This window comes from Terriglobus roseus (assembly GCF_900105625.1).
Classification (GTDB): Bacteria; Acidobacteriota; Terriglobia; order Terriglobales; family Acidobacteriaceae; genus Terriglobus; species Terriglobus roseus_B.
In genome coordinates, this window is sequence record NZ_FNSD01000001.1 from 155,146 (window position 1) to 173,790 (window position 18,645).

General features: G+C 60.2%; 15 protein-coding genes. 8 read left to right on the plus strand and 7 right to left on the minus strand.

The genetic code is table 11. The features are described 5' to 3' along the window. Window positions 1–9: 9 nt before the first annotated feature. The 3 genes from shc to BLW03_RS00690 all read right to left on the minus strand — a co-directional run bounded on the left by shc (window position 10) and on the right by BLW03_RS00690 (window position 5,293). On the minus strand, window positions 10–2,046 hold the full coding sequence (shc, locus tag BLW03_RS00680; protein ID WP_074651884.1) for a squalene--hopene cyclase: 2,037 nt from the start codon (window positions 2,044–2,046) through the stop codon (window positions 10–12). 118 nt (window positions 2,047–2,164) lie between these two features. Further along, on the minus strand, window positions 2,165–3,184 hold the full coding sequence (locus tag BLW03_RS00685; RefSeq protein ID WP_074655678.1) for a 4-hydroxy-3-methylbut-2-enyl diphosphate reductase: 1,020 nt from the start codon (window positions 3,182–3,184) through the stop codon (window positions 2,165–2,167). Window positions 3,185–3,520: 336 nt separating this feature from the next. Next, window positions 3,521–5,293, minus strand: a complete 1,773-nt coding sequence (locus BLW03_RS00690; RefSeq protein WP_074651885.1) for a DNA repair protein RecN — start codon at window positions 5,291–5,293, stop codon at window positions 3,521–3,523. Between the two features lie 240 nt (window positions 5,294–5,533). Here BLW03_RS00690 and BLW03_RS00695 point away from each other — a divergent pair, with 240 nt between their 5' ends. From BLW03_RS00695 to BLW03_RS00720, 6 genes are all read left to right on the plus strand, one after another. Beyond that, window positions 5,534–6,313: a MotA/TolQ/ExbB proton channel family protein gene (locus BLW03_RS00695; protein WP_074651886.1), complete on the plus strand. Its 780-nt coding sequence runs from the start codon at window positions 5,534–5,536 to the stop codon at window positions 6,311–6,313. A gap of 19 nt (window positions 6,314–6,332) precedes the next feature. Continuing rightward, window positions 6,333–6,737 carry an ExbD/TolR family protein gene (locus BLW03_RS00700; RefSeq protein ID WP_074651887.1) on the plus strand — a complete coding sequence of 135 codons (405 nt, stop codon included), beginning with the start codon at window positions 6,333–6,335 and terminating at the stop codon, window positions 6,735–6,737. A gap of 4 nt (window positions 6,738–6,741) precedes the next feature. Next, complete coding sequence (locus BLW03_RS00705; RefSeq protein WP_074651888.1) at window positions 6,742–7,539, plus strand: TonB family protein; 798 nt, start codon at window positions 6,742–6,744, stop codon at window positions 7,537–7,539. Between the two features lie 78 nt (window positions 7,540–7,617). Continuing rightward, a complete protein-coding gene (locus BLW03_RS00710) occupies window positions 7,618–8,952 on the plus strand; it encodes a PD40 domain-containing protein (RefSeq protein WP_074651889.1) in 1,335 nt (444 codons plus the stop codon). Between the two features lie 56 nt (window positions 8,953–9,008). Continuing rightward, complete coding sequence (locus BLW03_RS00715; RefSeq protein WP_074651890.1) at window positions 9,009–9,767, plus strand: OmpA family protein; 759 nt, start codon at window positions 9,009–9,011, stop codon at window positions 9,765–9,767. Window positions 9,768–9,883: 116 nt separating this feature from the next. Then, entirely contained in the window at window positions 9,884–10,855 is a 972-nt protein-coding gene (locus BLW03_RS00720) for a tetratricopeptide repeat protein (protein ID WP_074651891.1), read from the plus strand. A gap of 15 nt (window positions 10,856–10,870) precedes the next feature. Here the strand turns inward: BLW03_RS00720 and BLW03_RS00725 are convergent, their stop codons facing one another. Then, complete coding sequence (locus BLW03_RS00725; RefSeq protein WP_074651892.1) at window positions 10,871–11,950, minus strand: dihydrodipicolinate synthase family protein; 1,080 nt, start codon at window positions 11,948–11,950, stop codon at window positions 10,871–10,873. A gap of 104 nt (window positions 11,951–12,054) precedes the next feature. Between BLW03_RS00725 and BLW03_RS00730 the strand changes: the two genes are divergently transcribed. Then, the gene (locus tag BLW03_RS00730; RefSeq protein ID WP_074651893.1) at window positions 12,055–12,540 is read left to right on the plus strand and encodes a hypothetical protein; all 486 of its coding nucleotides are present in this window, start codon (window positions 12,055–12,057) and stop codon (window positions 12,538–12,540) included. 131 nt (window positions 12,541–12,671) lie between these two features. On the opposite strand, the gene carB is transcribed toward BLW03_RS00730, so the two are convergent. The 3 genes from carB to BLW03_RS00745 form a co-directional block, all read right to left on the minus strand. Further along, window positions 12,672–15,953, minus strand: a complete 3,282-nt coding sequence (gene carB / locus BLW03_RS00735) for a carbamoyl-phosphate synthase large subunit (RefSeq protein WP_074651894.1) — start codon at window positions 15,951–15,953, stop codon at window positions 12,672–12,674. Window positions 15,954–16,030: 77 nt separating this feature from the next. After that, a complete protein-coding gene (gene carA / locus BLW03_RS00740; protein ID WP_074651895.1) occupies window positions 16,031–17,170 on the minus strand; it encodes a glutamine-hydrolyzing carbamoyl-phosphate synthase small subunit in 1,140 nt (379 codons plus the stop codon). Between the two features lie 109 nt (window positions 17,171–17,279). Next, window positions 17,280–17,588 (minus strand): Rieske (2Fe-2S) protein, encoded by a 309-nt coding sequence (locus BLW03_RS00745; protein WP_074651896.1) that lies wholly within the window; start codon window positions 17,586–17,588, stop codon window positions 17,280–17,282. Window positions 17,589–17,675: 87 nt separating this feature from the next. On the opposite strand from BLW03_RS00745, the gene BLW03_RS00750 reads away from it, so the two are divergent. Further along, window positions 17,676–18,629: a serine aminopeptidase domain-containing protein gene (locus BLW03_RS00750; RefSeq protein WP_074651897.1), complete on the plus strand. Its 954-nt coding sequence runs from the start codon at window positions 17,676–17,678 to the stop codon at window positions 18,627–18,629. Window positions 18,630–18,645: the final 16 nt, after the last annotated feature.

The following is an 18,645-nucleotide window of genomic DNA, read 5'->3' on the forward strand; positions in this document are numbered from 1 at the left end:
AATTAACGTCTAAGCGTCGCCGCGTGACATGGCCTTATCGTAGGTCGTCAGCGCCAGCAACGGGAAGTACTGCTTATACAGGTGGTACCCCAGATAGAACACACGCGGGAACCCTGTGCCGGTGTAGTAGCTCTCGCCATTACGTCCCGGTACCAATTCACTCCACGAACCATCCTCAGCCTGGCGATCCACCAGCCAGCGAACGCCCTTCGCAACCGAATCAGACCGCGTGTCGCCACCAGCGAGCAGTGCCAACAAAGCCCACGCTGTCTGCGATGGCGTCGAAGGACCGACTCCGCGCGATCCGGGATTGTCGTAGGTACCGCAGGTTTCGCCCCATCCGCCATCGTTATTCTGCACGGACCGTACCCACTCAACAGACTGCTGCACCTGAGGCTCGTTGGTATCGAAGCCGATCGCCTCGAGGCCACGCAGAACAAGGAACGTGCCGTACAGGTAATTGACACCCCAGCGGCCGAACCAGGAACCGTCGGACTCCTGCTCGCGCAGGATGAACTGTACCGCGGCCTCTACACGCTTATCGCGGCGCGTGTAGCCATAGGCAGCCAGCGTCTCAAGGATGCGACCTGTGATATCGACCGTCGGCGGATCCAGCATCGCGTTGTGATCTGCAAACGGGATGTACTGGAAGATCATCTTCGTGTTGTCGCGATCGAACGACGCCCATCCGCCGTTGCGGCATTGCATGGCGAAGACCCAGTTGATGGCGCGTTGCGCAGCATCGTGCTGACGCTGTTCCTGGGGATGATCCACCATCTTCAACGCGAGCAGAACCTCGCCCGTGTCGTCTACATCGGGGTAGTGAATGTTATTGAAGAAAAACGCCCATCCGCCGGGCTCAACGTTCTTGACCTTCTGCGCCCAATCACCCTTGTGTCGATTCTCCTTGCTCAGGAGCCAGTCAGCAGCTTTGACCATGACGGGGTCAGTGGGCGAGATGCCTGCCTCACCGAGTGAAGAGACGACCTGCGCTGTATCCCAAACGGGCGAAAAGCACGGCTGCATGCGGAAGGTTGGCACCGGGTACTCCGGCGTTCCTTCCGGGCAATCGATGCCCAGCTTCTCAAACTCGTCCATGGCGCGAATCATCTGGGGATCGTCCAGCGAGTAGCCCAGATGCCGCAGAGCGACGATGGCGTTGAGCATGGCCGGGTAGATGGCACCAAGGCCATCCGATCCTTCGAATCGCTCCAGCATCCACTCCTCCGCCTTCTTCAGAGCCTTCTTGCGTAGCGGTCGAATGTGGACACGCTCCGCTCCATGCACCATTCGATCGAGGAAGAGGAAGAAGTTACGCCAGGAGAAAAACTTCTTGTCCCATCGCAGATGAAGATCCGCGTTCGCACGACCGCCGACGAACAGTTCGTCAATGCCCTGCTCAGGCGGCAGTAGCTTCAGGGGCTTCTTCGCGTAAATGATCGACAACGGCACAAGGATGCCGCGTGACCAGGACGAAATCTCGTAGATGTTGAAGTAGAACCAATTTGGCGCAAGAACGATCTCCGGCGGAATAGCCGGCACAGCGTCATAGTCGTACTGCCCAAAGGCACACAGGTAAATCTTCGTGAAAGTGTTGCACTCGACCACGCCGCCGTTGGCCAAAACCCATTCACGGGCTTTCACGAGCACAGGGTCGTCCTGGGACCAGCCCATCAGCTTCAGCGCGTGGTACGCCTTGACACCGTAGTTGATGTTGGACGGTCCACCCGGGTAAAGGCTCCATCCGCCATCGGTATTCTGATGCCGCAGAATCTCGTTGACTGCGCGCTGCAATTTGCCGGGATCGCCTGTACCGAGCAGGGTGTGGAGGAAGATGTAATCCGCCTCCAGCATGACATCGGCCTCAAGTTCGCCACACCAGTAGCCGTCTGCGTGCTGCTGGCCCAGCAGCCAATCCTTTGCCGTGGTCACTGCCGCACGGACACGGTCCAGACCGAGGTCCAGGCGACCAAAGCGCGGCTGTGCGGGGCTCGCAGGTGCGGTGGTTGCCGCCGGCGTACCCGATCTGAAGTCTTGTTCCTGCATTCTGATTAGACGGATCCCTCAGCAGAAGCGATGCAGCCTGCGAACCTGCGTGGATGCTGCGAATTACTGCATTTGACGCGACGAGTGCCGGTCAGTTTCGACGCAATTACCAACGAACCTAAACGCGAACTGTCTGCGATCCCGGTGCTGAAGCAATGGCTTGGACAATCTCAGGCGGCAGGCCGAAGCGAACATTCTCCGGCATCACCTCGACCTCATCGACATCACCATAACCCTTGCCCTGCAGGTACGCCACAACTTCCTGAACCAGAACCTCAGGCGCAGATGCACCGGCCGTAATGGCGACGCGCTCCTTGCCCTCGAGCCACTCCGGCTTGATGTCTTCCGCGCTGTCGATCAGGTACGACGTAGTGCCGATGTTCATGGAAACCTCAACCAGACGGTTGGAGTTTGAGCTGTTACGCGAACCCACCACGAGCACCAGATCGGCACCGTGCGCCACGTTCTTCACCGCAGTCTGACGGTTCTCGGTGGCGTAGCAGATGTCCTGTGCATGCGGTCCGACGATCTTTGGGAACTTCTTCTTCAACGCCTCGATCATGTACTTCGCTTCGTCAAGCGAGAGCGTCGTCTGCGTAAGATACGCAACCTTCTCAGGATCGGGAACGATCAACTGGTCGACTTCTTCGATTGTCGAAACCACTTGGGTCACATCCGGCGCTTCACCCTGCGTGCCCTCAACCTCTTCGTGATCGCGATGACCGACCAGCACAAGGGAGTAACCCTGCTTGGCAAATTTGATAGCTTCGACGTGAACCTTCGTGACGAGAGGGCAGGTCGCGTCAATCACCTTCAGCCCACGTTCTTTCGCGCGCTCCCGGACGGCCGGCGAAACGCCGTGCGCGGAGTAGATCACGCGCTTGCCCTCCGGCACCTCGTCCAGTTCATTGACGAAGATCGCGCCTTTCTGGCGCAGATCGTCCACCACGTAGCTGTTATGCACGATCTCCTTGCGCACGTAGATCGGCGCGCCAAAGGTATCCAGCGCGATCTTCACGATGTCCACTGCGCGCACAACACCGGCGCAGAAACCGCGGGGCTTCAGCAGCAATACGCGCTTCTGCTTTGCGCTGTCGTTTTCGGTGGATACGGGCGGGTCGAGGGTAAGAGTGCTCACCTTGAAAGTATACCGCGAAGTAAACACCGAGTGGTCCGAATTGAACCTGCTCTGGTGCACAGTACTCACAACTGGAGCGCGTTGCATGGCGCGATTTGGCGTTACGGTAAAGGCTAGAGCCGCCCTCCGCAGCTGGTGTGTGGGCAATGACAGCTAAGGGTATTCGGGGCGGCTGCAGCCGCATCTTTGCAGTTTTCCGAGCAGAACTTGCCCTCGGTGACCATGCAGCGGCAGGGCACGTGAGCACACTTCTTAGGGTCGTGGGACATGGGAGACTCTCCGAGGCGGGAAGCCGCACACAGTATGATCTCCCTGCCCCTTGGCAGGTTGTCAGCGCTACTTGCTGGCTTTCAGCATCTGTTCGGCATGACGCAGACTGGTCTCCGTCACCGTCGCGCCGCTGATCATGCGGGCGATCTCGTTGGTACGCTCTTCTTCCTTCATTTGCCGGATCTGTGTGCGGGTACGACCGTCGCGCTCGGACTTTTCGACCAGGAAGTGCTGGTTCGCGAACGCGGCAATCTGCGGCAGGTGCGTCACGCAGAGCACCTGCTGGTGCGACGCGAGAGCTTTCAACTTCTGGCCGACCGCTTCGGCAGCGCGACCGCCGATACCGATATCGATTTCGTCGAAGACCAGTGTGCGTGGCAGCGGGATCCGCCGGCGCGTGCGGTCTGCCCCGCCCTCTTCGACGGAAACCTTCAGAGCCAGCATCACGCGGCTCATTTCACCACCGCTTGCGATCTCTTCGAGAGGCTTCAGTGGCTCACCCGCGTTGGTCGCGATCAGGCACTCCACGTGATCCCAGCCCACCGCAGTCCAGAAGCTCTGCTCCTTCTGCGGTGCGACTTCCACGCGGAACTGTACCTTCATGGCAAGGTCGTTGATCTGTTGCTCCGCCAACTTTTCCAGGCTGCGCGCAGCAGAGGTTCGCGTCTCCGTCAGGTCACTGGCGACGCAGGTATAGACGTGCTCTGTTTCGGCAAGCGTCTTCTTTGCCTCGGCAATCAGGACATCACGGTTCTCAATCTCCTGCAGTTTCGTTGTGACGTCCTCCCCGTAGGCGATGACCTCGGCGAGGGTGCGGCCATACTTACGCTTCAGGCGATCCAGCGCCGCGAGCCTGTCCTCAATCTCCGCAAGACGATCGGGGGAAGCATTGATGTTCTCTGCATAGTGACGCGCGGTGGCGCTGATGTCCGCGACTGTTGCGCGGGCGTTCGCGATTTGAGTCGCTGCCTCCGCGAAGTTGCTGTCGTAGCGTGCGAGTTCCTCCACGTGCTTCTGCGCGGCTGCGAGCGTACTCTCCGCTGAACCTTCGTTCTCGTACAGAACTTCGTGCGCGCTCATGGCAGCGGTATAGAGCTTCTCGGCGTTCGCAAGAACACGCTTCTCCGACTCAAGCTGTTCGTCTTCATCTGCCGAAGAGATCGCTGCCTCAGCGATTTCAGTGCGCTGAAAACTCCACAGATCGGCATTCCGCAGGCGTTCCTGCTCTTCTCCGCTCAGACGGTCGAGTTCTTCTCGCGCCTCGCGCCACATCGTATAAGCCGTTCGGATATTCTCTCCAGCCTGTGCAGAATCGATTCCCTTCCGTGTCTTCAGGCGCGCACGCAGATCGCTCGACAGTTCGCGGCCGGGGAGCAGTGCTGTCTGGATGCCCGCATAGCGGTCCAGCAAGCCACGCTGCTGCGACTGGTCAAAGGAGTTGGTCGTCTCGGACTGCGCGTGAACCAGCGCAAGTTCCGGTGCAAGCTGCCGCAGGACGCCTACCGTCGCGGGTTGATTATTCAGAAACACACGGCCCTTGCCGCTGATATTGACCTCGCGGCGCAGGAGAATCTCCGCGCCTTCCACGTCGATACCGTTGGCCTCCAGGATGGCCTCGGCGCCGGGTGTGGCTTCAAAGACGCAGGAGACAACAGCCTTCTCAGCGCCATGCCGTACGACATCGCTGGCTGCGCGGCCGCCCATGAGGAGCGCGAGAGCGTCCACGAGGATGGATTTACCTGCGCCCGTTTCACCCGTGAGGAGGTTCAGGCCACTCCCAAAGGTTGCGACGGCGTGGTCGATGACGGCGTAGTTTTCGGCTCGAAGCTCCAGCAGCATTTTCGCCCTACCTTCGCGCAGAGAATAGCACGGAGGCGTGACCGACCGGAGCGCTTTTGACCGACGGCATTGTCAAAAGAAGTACGCAGCCAGTTTCCGCACGCCGGGAAACCAGTTTTGAGAATGCCTCTCGAGCCCTGTCCGCTCGACCAATGATGGGAGCTTGGATATCGTCCGCGCATCTTCGAAGGTTCGTCCTTCCCTCAACCCACATTGCAAGCCGATACACTTCCTGCAGGTATGGCTATTCTCCTCGCGCTCCTGTTGCAAGACGACGTCCCGGTATCCGCCGCCACTGCGCCACCCGCTGCGGCAAACTCTTCTGCCCTGGTGGAGATGCTTCACAACAGTGGGCCCATCGCCCTTGCGGTGTTGGTGCTGCTGCTGGCGATGTCCGTGTTTTCGTGGACCATCATGCTGACGAAGGCCGGCGCCTTTCGCCGCGCCCGCGCGAAGAGCCAGGCCTTTCTGCGTGCCTTTCGCAAGTCGACACGGCTGAGCGAAATCGCCACCGTGTCCGACACTTACAAGCCCTCGCCCCTGGTGTCTGTATTTACGGAGATTGTCGATGAGTACCAGCGGCAGACTGGTGGCCGCGGCTTCCCGCGCAACCCTGTTGCGATCGAGCGCGCGGCGCAGATCGCATCCAGCGAAGCACTCTCCGATCTTGAGAGCCAGCTCACATGGCTTGCCACCATTGCTGCTGTCGCGCCGTTCATCGGCCTGCTGGGCACGGTGATGGGTATCGTCGATGCGTTTCACGGTCTTGGAACGCAGGGCGCCGCGACACTGCGCGCTGTTGCGCCGGGCATTAGCGAGGCGCTGATCACCACGGCTGCCGGCCTTGTCGTGGCAATCCCAGCAGTTGTTGGCTACAACCAGCTTTCGGCCAGCACGAAGGAATTCGACGCACGCATGGATGACTTCAGCCGCGAACTTCTGAATGCGCTTGAGAACGCCGCCGCCGGCGCCCAGACGCCAGCCGACGATGCCCGCCGCCGGGCACCCCAGTCCAACTAAGCATAGGAGATCGACACCCATGGCCTTCTCCACGAGACGAACGCAGTCCTCACTCGCCGAGATCAACATCACGCCCCTAGTGGATGTGGTGCTCGTGCTGCTGCTGATCTTTATGCTGACCGCACCCGTGCTGCAATCGGGTATCGAAGTGGCGGTGCCGCAGACACGCACCGTCAACCAGCTCACGGAAGAACGCACCGTCGTCTCCATCGATCACGAGCAGCGGGTCTTCCTGCAGGATAAGCCGGTCAACATCGCAGAGTTACCGCGACTACTCCGCACCAAGGGTGATCCATCCAAGAAGGTGATCTACCTGCGCGCGGATCAAAAGGTTCCCTTCGGCGCTTTTGCATCCGTGATGGATGCCGTCAAGCAGGCGGGCATCATCAATATCAGCATTGTCACCAGGCCTTTCGAGAAGTAGAACCATGCCGGTAGTACAGCAGCCAACCCGGGCCGCACGCACGACGAAGCAGAACTTCGTCGTCGCACTGGCGCTGCATGGAATCATTCTTGGTGGCGTCATCGGTTCGGCGTACATCTTTCATAAGACGGGCGACGCCTGGGGAGACAAGGCAGACGTTGCCGGTGCCGTTCAGGCCACCATGGTCAACTCCGTCCCGCTGCCGCCCAAGGTGCAGCCAAAGGCCGATAACGTCCTTGCGTCCGAATCGCCCAGCGAAGTTCCGCCTCCTCCAAAGCCTGCAGCGGAACCACCGCCGAAGCCTACCGACATCCCCATTGTCGTGAAGCAGCCTGACAAAAAGCAGCCGAAGACGGCCGAAGCGCCCTCGCCCAAGCCACCGGAGCATCCGCAGCCTGCCAAGCCACAGCCCGATAAGGCCACGACCGGGGAAACGGCGGGCCTGCGTGTCGCCATGACGGCCGTCGAAAATCGCGCGGGGACGTCCTCTACGAACGTTGCGGACTCAGCCTTTGGCCAGCGCTACGCCTACTACGTCCGAGCCCTGACGCAGAAGGTGGCACAGCAATGGTTTACGCAGACGCTGGATAGTGGAGCCCCCGGCCACCGTGTCTACATAAGCTTCCGCGTGGAGCGGGACGGCACACCGTCGCAGATCCAGATTGCAAAGCCCAGCGGCGATGCAACCCTTGATGCCAGCGCGCTGCGCGCCCTGCAGCGCATCGATACCTTCGGTCCGCTGCCGGACGGCTACACCGGCCAATTCATCAATGTCCAGTACTACTTCGACCCGAAGCAGTAGCCAAATCATCACTTTGCCGTACCGAATCTGGCACCCCTCCGAGCCACTGACAAAGAGCTGCGTCTACCATAGAGAGCGATGACGATCCGTATACAGCAATCTCTTCGTCGCGCGCTTCTGGCGCTTGCCGCAGTCGGCTGCGCAGGACGACTGCATGCACAGGACAATGTCTTTACCGGGACCAACACCGGCGCCGACCGCGTCCGCATTGCCGCTGCCGATTTTCGCGGAACTTCGCCTGACGCCGCAGCGCTGAAGCGCACCTTCGACTCTGTCCTCTACAGCGATCTTGGCAATGCCGGCGTCTTCGATCTGGTCTCCAAGAGCATGCAGCCGCAGGGCACGCCGGGCGCACCCGCTGAGATTCGTCTGCCGGAATGGGCCGGCGGCACGACCAACGCAGCCTTCGTTGCCTTCGGTTCTTTCGGCATCAATGCCGGCCGCGCCGTCGTGAGTGCTTACGTCGACGACACGCACAATGCACAGTTCCCGCAGGTGCTTGGCAAGCAGTACACCGAAGCCGCGGATGAGAATGGCGCCCGCACCATCGCGCATAAGCTGGCCGATGAGATCATCCTTCGTCTTGGCGGCGGCATTCCCGGCATCGCAGAGAGCAAGATCTATTACGTCCATGCAGCCGGCGGTGCGAAAGAGATCTGGGCGATGGACTACGACGGTGCGAATGCGCACGCGATCACCAACCTGGGAACCATCTCCCTCTCACCCCGTGTATCGCCGGACAACTCGCGCCTGGCATTTTCATCGCTGGGCAAGTACGGCTTCCAGATCCGTGTCTTCTCCCTGTTGCTCAACCGCATGGTCACATTTCCCGACAGCGGTGGCACCAATCTGTCACCAGCTTGGTCGGCGAACGGGCAGCTCGCCTATTCCTCCTCGCGGCCCGGCGATCCGGAGATTTACGTCTCCGACGGCAGTGGTAACAATGCGCGTCGCATTACAAATTCCCGTGGACCGGATGTTTCGCCCACATGGAATCCCAAAACCGGTTCTCAGATCGCGTGGATCAGTGGTCGTACGGGCCTTCCGCAGGTGTACATCATGGATGTCGATGGTGCCGGCGTGCAGCGTATGACTGACTCCGGTTACGCGACATCGGTTTCCTGGTCACCGAACGGACAGTTCCTGGCCTTCGCCTGGGACCGCAAGTATGGCCCGGGCGCGCCTGGCGGGCAGGACATCTACCTGATGGACGTTGCCAGTAAGAAGTGGGTACAACTGACCAATGGCATTGGCCGTTGCGACTTCCCGTCGTGGTCTCCGGACGGCCGCCACATTGTCTTCGCCGTAGGTTCAGGTGCACGAGCCGAGGTCTGGACCATGCTCGCCGACGGAACCGGGAAACATAAGCTCGCAGGCACCGGCAGCGACATGCCAAACTGGAGCTTCCGGTAGACTTTTTTTGATCTCATTGCAAGCAAGCGCGAGCCACTGGCCGCGAGGAGAACTGAATGACACTGCACACTTTGCGGACTAACACGCTGCTCACCTTTGCTGCGGCCTCGCTGATCCTGTTGTCAGGCTGCCACAAGAAAGTCAGCGCACCGCCGCCGTACACCGCACCGCCCGCAGTGGACGCTGCCGTCGCACCGACTGCTGTGCTGACAGCCGATCCCTCGGCGATTGATCTCGGCCAGTCCGTCGTGTTGAACTGGCGCACGACCGGCGCGACCTCTGTCAGCATCGATGGCATTGGCCCGGTGAATCTCAGCGGCACACAGAACGTCACGCCGTCGAACTCGACGAACTTTCACCTGGTTGCCAAGGGTGACGGTGGCGTTGCTGAAGCGAACGTTCGCGTGACGGTCCGCGTCCCGGCGCCGCCAACCGCTGATCTGGGCACCTCCAATGACCTGGGCTCGGACGCTGCCTTCCACGCAGCGGTTCAGGATGCCTTCTTCGACTACGACAGCTACGACCTGCGTGCCGATGCAACGGCCAGCACGGTGCAGGCAGCCAGCTATCTGTCCCAGCACCCGGCCATCAAGATCACCATTGGCGGCTACTGCGACGAACGTGGTTCGGCCGAGTACAACCTGGCACTTGGCGAGAACCGCGCCAACGCAGCGAAGACCGCGCTGGTCAATGCCGGCATTGCAGCCAGCCGCATTCGCGTGATCTCGTTCGGTAAGGAAAAACAGTTCTGCACCGAGCAGAACGAAAGCTGCTGGCAGCAAAATCGCCGCGCGCAGTTCAACATCGACCGCTAGGCATCCGGTTCGTTCGGCTCTGTGGATAGAGCCGAACGAACGCCGATGGTTCACTTACCTAACCTTTGCCTGCGGCAAGCGAAAGCCTGCCGCAGCCTTCGTTTGAGGGACACACCATGCGCCGATTCTTTCGCCTCGCGCCCGCCACACTCGCCATCGCTGCCGTGCTCCTGTCGACGCCGACACCAGCATTCGCCGTCAACAAGGACATGATCCAACTGCAGACGCAGATCCAGCAGTTGCAGGATGCGGTGGCTCGTCTGCAACAGTCCAACGATGAACGCATGGGCGTAATGAAGGACCTGGTGCAACAGACCACGGACTCCGTCAACAAAATGGCGGGTGCGTTGGACACTCTACAAAAGCAGATGCGCGTGCAGTCGGAAGCAACTGGCAAGGGACTGGAGACTGTCAGCGGCCAGATGCAGTCGCTAAATGATTCGGTCGATGAACTGAAGGCACGGCTCGCCAAGATCGATCGCGCCATTGCCGATGTACAGAGCGCACAACAGTCGATGGGTGCTCGCATGGATAACGGTGGCTCGCCTGCTCCGGCAGCTGCTCCCATGGATTCGCCACCCTCTGCATCCAGCGGCAAGACATCGAAGCAGGCGCCTCCGCCAAGTGCCGGGCCCTCAGCAAGCGCTTTGCTGCCCTCCAACGCGGAGCTGCCGACCAGCTCCACCGCGCCGCCGGTCGACGATCTGTACCGAACCGCTTTCAGCGATTACAACGGTGCGAAGTATTCCCTGGCTTCGGCCGAGTTTACCGACGTGATCAAGTTCTATCCAGATTCCAATCTCGCAGGAAACGCCTACTTCTATCTCGGCGAGATCGATTACAAAGCTGGCCGCTTTGCATCGGCATCGAAGAACTACGACAAGGTCATCGAACAGTATCCCGGCAATCAGAAGATTCCCGTCTCGCAACTGCGTAAGGGCGAGTCGCTGCTCTCAATGAAGCAGACGGAAGCCGGCGCACGCGAGCTGCGATCGTTGATCCAGCGTTATCCCAATTCGCAGGAAGCACTCGCCGCGCGCACCAAGCTGAACGCGCTTGGCATCACCATCGTGCCGCGCACGCGCTAAGCGTTCCAAAGCTCTCTAGGAGCGCATACCCCGCAGCCGCGTTGCGATCTCTGCGGCACGCTCGCCCGTCACCGGCAGCAATGGCAACCGGGGTCGTCCACCAAAGTAGCCCGACAGCTCGCTTCCAGCCTTGATGGCAGGAATATCCCAGGGTGCAATGCCCTGTTCTGCAGTCGCCAGCCGTCCTTGCTTCTCCTTCATCAGCGACACATCGCCGTCCTTCCAAGCAGCCCACACCTCAAACGCAGCCTGCGGCACAGCAGAAGCGATCGGCATCAAGAGACCGCTCGCCCCGGCACGCAGAGCCTCGGTGGCTCCTTCGGCCATGGCCCAGAGGACCTGGAAGCCAACCTGCTTCGTACGTGTCTTCAATGCTGCGACCGGCGGCGCAGTCGCCACGGCAGTCTCTCCAGCAGCTGCTCCACTGAGCGACGCAGCACTTACAAAGCTGCCTCCCACGGCTGCAGCCAGTTCCGGCACATGCAACATGCGAGCCGTTGCAGCGGTAAATGTGATAGTGGTCGTCACCGTGCGTGCGACCGACGTGGTCAGTTCACGCATCTGCACGACGCGACTGATGTGCGACGACTGTTCCAGCAAACCAAGCACGTTGGGATGCCCGCTAAGGCGCTCCATCAGTGCGATCGGCAGAACCACGCGGGCAGCATCCGACACCAATACGACAGGTAGCGGGGATGCATCCGCGATGGCTTCGAAGTAAGTCAACAATGCGGTGGTTGCATTGCCGTCATCCCACAGCAGGTTCCCGTATTCGATAGGTGGCTCAACCATGACAGCGTCAAAGCGAGCCTCTGAAGCGACCTGTGCAAGGGCCAGCGAAGCGAAGACGCTGGGCAGCCCAATGCCAGCCAGTAGCACCTTCTCTTTCGCGGCCTCGGCGCCGACGGTACGAAGTACCTGCGCGCGCTCGTCGTCGGTCAACGACGCAGACTCGCCCGTGCTGCCCAGGGCGACAAGGCCACTCACGGGTGTCAGCGACAGGCGCCGCACGTTGTGTTCCAACTTGCGCAGGTTCAGCCTGCCATCTGGGTAAAACGGCGTCGTCAGCGGTACATGAATTCCATCGAGCAGCATATAACTCCATGGTATCGCCATCGATGTCACCGCGACGCGAGTGCGGAGCGCAACGTCCCGTTTCTCCTTTGCATTCGAGCTGAGAACGGCTAACGTAGGAGGCGATGGAATCCGTAGAGATCCGTGGAAACAAGACGACAAACGACCTGCTGCGCGAGGCCGCCTGGTTCGTATTGCACACGCTACTCGCGGTCGTGGTGCTCGTCGTTCTGCTGACCGCCTTCTGGGCGGCACACGTCAATCCTGACGCGGCGGGACCGAAGATGCTGTGCACAGGGCTGGCATTCCTTGTGCCTGCGGCCGCTGGCTTTGCGATCATGCGGTCACAGCCGGATGATGTCGCGCCCTACGTGTGGATCTCAGGCGCTCTCTTCTTCGGCACCGTCTGTGTCTATGTCCTCGATCTGCCAACCGGCCCGGGCCTATGCGAACACTGCACCCTTGTGGAGCGGCTCTACCGAACCTTCTTCTCCATCACGCACAACAGCGGCATGCTGGGTGGTGATGGCGTCCTGATCGGCGCCTGGATCCCACTGTCGATCATCGGCTACGCAGTCGGGGCGAAACTTGCCGCTGCGGCTGACGAATAACAACACTGCACTTTACGCAGGAACGGCCTCCGGGTATCCGGAGGCCGTTCCTGTCTTTCATGAGACGAGGGATTGCCTGGAGGCGAATCCACGTCACTGGGAGCGAATCGTGGTCCACCTGCTCGCCTTTCCTAGGCGGTCTCTCGTCCTGCGTGCAGTTCCTGGAGGTTGTAGACCGTCACGCTTCCGCCCTGCAGGGACGCGATACCTTCGGCAGCCGCACGTGCTGCGGCAACCGTCGTAATCGTCGGGATACGTGCCAGCACTGCAGCGCGCCGGATTGCCTTCTCATCGAAGAACGTGTCCTGGCCACGCGGCGTGTTGACGATCAGTTGAATGCGCTCACCCTTGATAAAGTCGACCACGTTCGGTCGGCCTTCCTTGACCTTGTGTACGCGCTCCACTTGCAGGCCCGCTTCCGACAAGACATCCGCTGTCCCGTGGGTCGCGACGAGATGGAACCCCATCTCAACGAATTGCTTCGCCAGCGGTACGAGCGTCTCCTTGTCGTGATCATTCACGCTGAGGAAGACATTGCCTGTCGTGGGAAGGTTCTGACCGGCTGCGATCTGCGCCTTTGCGAAGGCTTCACCGAACGTCTCGGCAACGCCCATCACTTCGCCCGTCGAACGCATCTCTGGTCCAAGAACCGGATCGACACCCTGGAACTTGCCCCATGGGAAGACCGGGGACTTCACAAAGTAGTGCGCGCCCGTTCCGAGATCCCTGCCGCTCGCGAGCTCCGCAGGCAGCAGTTCCTTCAGGGTGCGGCCCGTCATCAAACGCGAAGCGATCTTTGCCAGCGGCACGCCCGTTGCCTTCGAAACATAAGGAACAGTACGTGATGCACGCGGGTTGACTTCGATGACGTAGACGACGCCACGCTGGATCGCGAACTGGATGTTGCACAGGCCGACCACATTCAGTGCGAGAGCAAGCTGCCGTGTGTAGCGGCGGATCTGAGCGAGTACGTCGTCCGTGAGATCGACCGAAGGCAACACGCACGAGGAATCGCCCGAGTGGATACCGGCCTCTTCGATGTGCTGCATGATGCCCGCGATCAGGACGTCCTTGCCGTCGCAGAGTGCGTCAACGTCCACCTCGGTCGCGTCTTCCAGGAAGTGGTCGATCAGTACCGGCCGTTCCTGCGAATACTCGATCGCTGTGTTCATGTACTGCACGATCGCAGCATCGTCATAGGCGATGACCATGGCGCGACCGCCGAGCACAAAGCTGGGACGTACGAGCACCGGATACGTGATCTTGTTCGCACCCGCAAGAGCCTCGGCGACGCTTGTTGCAAGGACGCCGGCAGGCTGCGGAATCTTCAACTCTTCGATCAGCTTCTGAAAGCGCTTGCGATCTTCCGCGAGTTCAATCGACTCCGGCGAGGTGCCGATGATGGGCACACCAGCAGCCTTCAACGGCTGCGAGAGGTTCAGCGGCGTCTGCCCGCCGAACTGCACGATCATGCCGATATCCGCACCACCCGAAGCCTCATGCTTGTAGACAGCCAGCACGTCTTCGAAGGTCAGCGGCTCAAAGTACAGGCGGTCGCTTGTGTCATAGTCGGTCGAAACTGTCTCAGGATTGCAGTTGACCATGATGGTCTCGTAGCCATCCTCGCGCAACGCGAAAGCCGCGTGGCAGCAGCAGTAATCAAACTCGATGCCCTGTCCGATACGATTTGGACCACTGCCCAGGATGATGATCTTCTTGCGATCCGTCGGTGCTGCTTCATCCTCTTCGTCGTAGCTGGAGTACAGATACGGCGTGTAGCTCTCGAACTCGGCCGCACAGGTATCGACCAGCTTGTAGACCGGCATGACGCCCATCTTCTCGCGCAGAGCACGCACCGGCGCCGCTGCATCCTTACCCTCGAGACCCCAGGATGCTGCCAGGATGTCATCGCTGACGCCCATGCGCTTCACTGTACGCAGCTGATCTTCGGTGATGGTATCGATGCTGTCACCAGCGGTCGACTTAATCTCGTCGACGATCTGCTTCACCTGGAAGAGGAACCAGGGATCCATCCCCGTGAGGCGAGCGACCTCGCGCACGGTCATGCCGCGCTCAAAGGCGTAAAGAACATAGCGCAAACGCTCAGGATGAGCCGTTACCAGGCGCTGCGTCAGACGGCGCGGTTCGATGTCAGCAGCCGAGGCCTTCTTGCCCGTCTCGAGCGAGCGGACGGCCTTCATCATCGCTTCCTTGAAGGTCCGGCCGATCGCCATCACTTCACCGACCGACTTCATCTGCGGCCCAAGCGACTCATCGGCACCAGGGAATTTCTCAAACTGCCACTTGGGAATCTTCACGACCACATAGTCAATCGTCGGCTCAAAGCAGGCCGGGGTCGCCTTCGTGATGTCGTTTTGCAACTCGTCCAGCGTGTAGCCGACGGCCAGACGTGCGGCTATCTTTGCGATCGGGAAGCCTGTCGCCTTCGACGCCAGCGCGGATGAACGAGACACACGCGGGTTCATCTCGATGACGGTCATGCGACCGTTCGCAGGGTTTACCGCAAACTGCACGTTGCTGCCGCCGGTCTCAACACCAATCTCGCGGATGACGCGGATGGCTGCATCGCGCATGCACTGGTACTCGCGATCGGTCAGCGTCTGCGCAGGCGCTACAGTGATGGAATCGCCGGTATGCACGCCCATCGGATCGAAGTTTTCAATCGAGCAGATGATGATGACGTTGTCCGCAAGATCACGTACAACCTCGAGCTCATACTCTTTCCAACCGAGCACGGACTCTTCCAGCAGGCACTCGCCCACCGGCGAAAGATCCAGGCCGCGCGACAGAATCTCCGTCAGTTCCTCACGGTTGTAAGCGATGCCGCCGCCCGATCCACCCAGCGTGAACGAGGGACGAATAACTGCGGGGAAGCCGATCTTCTGCGTGAAGTCCAGGCCGTCACGCAGGTTGTTCACCAGCGCGGAACGCGGCATGTCCAGACCGATCTTGTTCATTGCGTCCTTGAACAAAAGACGGTCTTCTGCCTTCTTGATCGCGTCCAGCTTCGCGCCGATCAATTCTACGTTGTACCTGTCGAGCGTCCCCGCATCCGCCATATCGACAGCAAGGTTCAGCGCCGTCTGTCCACCAACCGTGGGCAGCAGTGCGAAGACTCCGGGGCGGCCGCTCTCTTTGAGAAGCTCGCTCTCCACGCGCAGAATCTCTTCCACGTACTTCGGCGTCAGCGGCTCAACGTAGGTGCGGTCGGCAACCTCCGGGTCCGTCATGATGGACGCCGGGTTGCTGTTAACCAGCACCACCTCATAGCCTTCGGCCTTGAGCGCCTTACACGCCTGCGTACCGCTGTAATCAAACTCGGCCGACTGGCCAATGACAATCGGACCAGAGCCGATTACCAGAATCTTTGCGATGTCATTCCTGCGTGGCATCTATCTCTTCTCTCTTACTCGCCTGGCGAACACACAAGCTCTCGTGAAAAGGGGCATCCTCAGGATGCCCCTTTTGATTACTTCTTCCACTCATCCATCATCTTGCGGAAGTCTTTGAACAGGTAATGCGAATCGTGCGGACCCGGGCTTGCTTCCGGGTGGTACTGCACGCTGAACATCGGATGTTCCTTGTGCTTCAACCCGGCAACGGTACCGTCATTCAGATTCGTATGCGTCACCGCAACGGTCGCGTCGTCCAGTGTCTCCGGATCGACTGCGTAGTTATGGTTTTGCGAGGTGATCTCGACCTTACCCGTCTCAAGATTCTTGATGGGGTGATTCGCTCCATGGTGGCCGAACTTCAGCTTGTAGGTCTTCCCGCCAAGCGCGAGGCCGAAGATCTGATGTCCCAGGCAGATGCCGAACATTGGCGTCTTGCCCGCAAGGTCCTGCACGTTTTTCTGCGCGTAATCCAGAGGCTCGGGATCGCCAGGACCATTCGAGAAGAAGACACCGTCTGGGTTCATCGCCAGCACTTCTGCAGCGGAGGTTTTCGCAGGCACCACCGTCACGCGGCAGTTCTCTCGAGCCAGCATACGCAGGATGTTCTGCTTGATACCGAAGTCATACGCGACGACGTGCATCTGCTTGCCGTCCGTGCTGATGGACGCAGGCAAAAACTTGTCGCCTGTTTCGTTTGCAGCGCTCGAACTGGAGAACTCATAGGGGGTCTTCGTACTCACCACCGATGCCAGGTCCGTCCCGTCCATCTTGCGAATGGCGCGGGCCTTTGCCACGAGGGCATCAACGTCCGTCACCTTCGTGGAGATGACGCCACGCATGACGCCGTTCGCGCGCAAATGCCGCACGATGGCGCGCGTGTCGACTTCTGCGATCACGGGCACGTTGTACTTCTCAAGGTATTCGTCGGTCACCTGCGTTGAGCGCCAGTTGCTGGACACCGGAGAGAACTCCCGTGTCACCAGGCCTTCAATATAGGGTTTGGTGCTCTCGTCATCATTCGGCGTGGTGCCGTAATTTCCAATCTGCGGATTGGTGAGAACAACGATCTGTCCGGCATAGGAAGGATCGGTGAAGATCTCCTGATAACCGGTCAATGCAGTGTTGAAAACGACTTCCCCGGAACATTCGGCAGGGGCACCGAAACCTTTACCGCGGAAGATGCGCCCGTCTTCGAGCGCGAGAATAGCTTGCATTGCCTCTCCTACTGGAGTGGATTCAATCGATTCTATCAGCGTTAGGCCCATCGAACGGCATGAACTCTGACTTCCTCGATAGAACTTTATGAATCCGCTCCCGCAAGGCCTACGTGATGTCGACCAGCACGTCTCCGCCTTCAGTCTTCAGCGGAAAAATATCAACGTGAGCATGCTCTTCCGGACAGTTGCCGGTGCTGACCTCAAAACCCCACGCGTGCCACGGGCACACCACGCGATCGCCCTCAATCCAGCCCTCGCCCAGCGGCCCACGGCGATGCGGACACCAGTTGTCCATCGCACTCAGCGTGCCGTTCACATTCGCCAGGCACACATCCACGCCCTGCGCTTCCAACTGCACCACCTTGCCCGGCTGCGGCACTTCTTCCACACCGCACAAACGAACCCATTGCGCCATTCCCTGCTCCCATTTGCTCTGTCGAGATTGGATGCAGCATGACCGCACGCGGCGTCCATCGATCCTGCGCGCTACTATGAACCCAACATGGCTCAGCAATCCAAGACCTCGTCCAAGTCGCAGTCCCGCAATGCATCCACCCGCCCAACGACGAAGACGGTCGAGGTTGTGGACCCGCGCTGGCTCCTCCGCATGCTCGGAGCATTCATTGTCCTGGGATTGCTTTGCAGCTATCTGGCGCTCGGCCTGTTGTTCTACATGGGATCGTGGCAGCTCGTGCTGCATCCCACTCGGACCGCGAATGGCGGCACACGCCTCTCGTCCGAGAAAACCCACTTCGGTCCAAACGGTGCAGGTGACCCACAGCTTGCGGGAGAATGGCTCAGCGCTCCGGCCAGTTCACCTCGCGCGGACTTCGCTGCGCTCTATCTTCGCGGCGGTGACGGGCAGCTTGATGCTGCTGATGGATCGCAGATCGCGCAGTTACATGACCTCGGACTGAATGTTCTCGCCTTCGACTACCGTGGCTACGGCAACAGCGCGCAACGCCCGCATCCCAGCGAAGACCGCATGCAGGCCGACGCCGTCTCTGCCTGGGAGTACCTCGCCGCGACGCGTCACATCGCCCCCGATCATGTGATCCTCTTCGGCAGCGGCACCGGTGTTTCGCTGGCCGTGAAGCTACTACAGAACTATGGCCCCGGCGGCGGCCTGATTGCCTACAACGCGGATTCCACCGTCCGCGCGCGGGTCGCACACGATCCGCGCAGCCACCTCTTTCCCCTTAGCCTTGTCTTCCACGACAACTTCTCGCTCGACGGTCTGCAGCACATCACGACCCCGAAGCTGCTCTATACCGTAGGCCACGCAGATGGCGCTCGAAAAGCCGTCTACCAGACAGCTGCCGACCCTAAGCTGACGGTCGAAGTGCCCACACATGACGCGGCCGCCGAGAAGGCCGCACTCGTGCGCTTTCTCGACAGCATCCTGCCCGGCGAGGCCTTCCCTGTGCTGACGCCGCAGATGCCTTCGGGAAAATAGCCACGCGGTCGGGAAA

Bases quoted from the DNA above. Each gene is read 5' to 3' on its own strand.
- shc (WP_074651884.1), bottom strand. From the start codon at position 2,046: ATGCAGGAACAAGACTTCAGATCGGGTACGCCGGCGGCAACCACCGCA.
- BLW03_RS00690 (WP_074651885.1), bottom strand. From the start codon at position 5,293: ATGCTGCTGGAGCTTCGAGCCGAAAACTACGCCGTCATCGACCACGCC.
- BLW03_RS00695 (WP_074651886.1), top strand. From the start codon at position 5,534: ATGGCTATTCTCCTCGCGCTCCTGTTGCAAGACGACGTCCCGGTATCC.
- BLW03_RS00700 (WP_074651887.1), top strand. From the start codon at position 6,333: ATGGCCTTCTCCACGAGACGAACGCAGTCCTCACTCGCCGAGATCAAC.
- BLW03_RS00705 (WP_074651888.1), top strand. From the start codon at position 6,742: ATGCCGGTAGTACAGCAGCCAACCCGGGCCGCACGCACGACGAAGCAG.
- BLW03_RS00710 (WP_074651889.1), top strand. From the start codon at position 7,618: ATGACGATCCGTATACAGCAATCTCTTCGTCGCGCGCTTCTGGCGCTT.
- BLW03_RS00715 (WP_074651890.1), top strand. From the start codon at position 9,009: ATGACACTGCACACTTTGCGGACTAACACGCTGCTCACCTTTGCTGCG.
- BLW03_RS00720 (WP_074651891.1), top strand. From the start codon at position 9,884: ATGCGCCGATTCTTTCGCCTCGCGCCCGCCACACTCGCCATCGCTGCC.
- BLW03_RS00725 (WP_074651892.1), bottom strand. From the start codon at position 11,950: ATGCTGCTCGATGGAATTCATGTACCGCTGACGACGCCGTTTTACCCA.
- BLW03_RS00730 (WP_074651893.1), top strand. From the start codon at position 12,055: ATGGAATCCGTAGAGATCCGTGGAAACAAGACGACAAACGACCTGCTG.
- carB (WP_074651894.1), bottom strand. From the start codon at position 15,953: ATGCCACGCAGGAATGACATCGCAAAGATTCTGGTAATCGGCTCTGGT.
- carA (WP_074651895.1), bottom strand. From the start codon at position 17,170: ATGCAAGCTATTCTCGCGCTCGAAGACGGGCGCATCTTCCGCGGTAAA.
- BLW03_RS00745 (WP_074651896.1), bottom strand. From the start codon at position 17,588: ATGGCGCAATGGGTTCGTTTGTGCGGTGTGGAAGAAGTGCCGCAGCCG.
- BLW03_RS00750 (WP_074651897.1), top strand. From the start codon at position 17,676: ATGGCTCAGCAATCCAAGACCTCGTCCAAGTCGCAGTCCCGCAATGCA.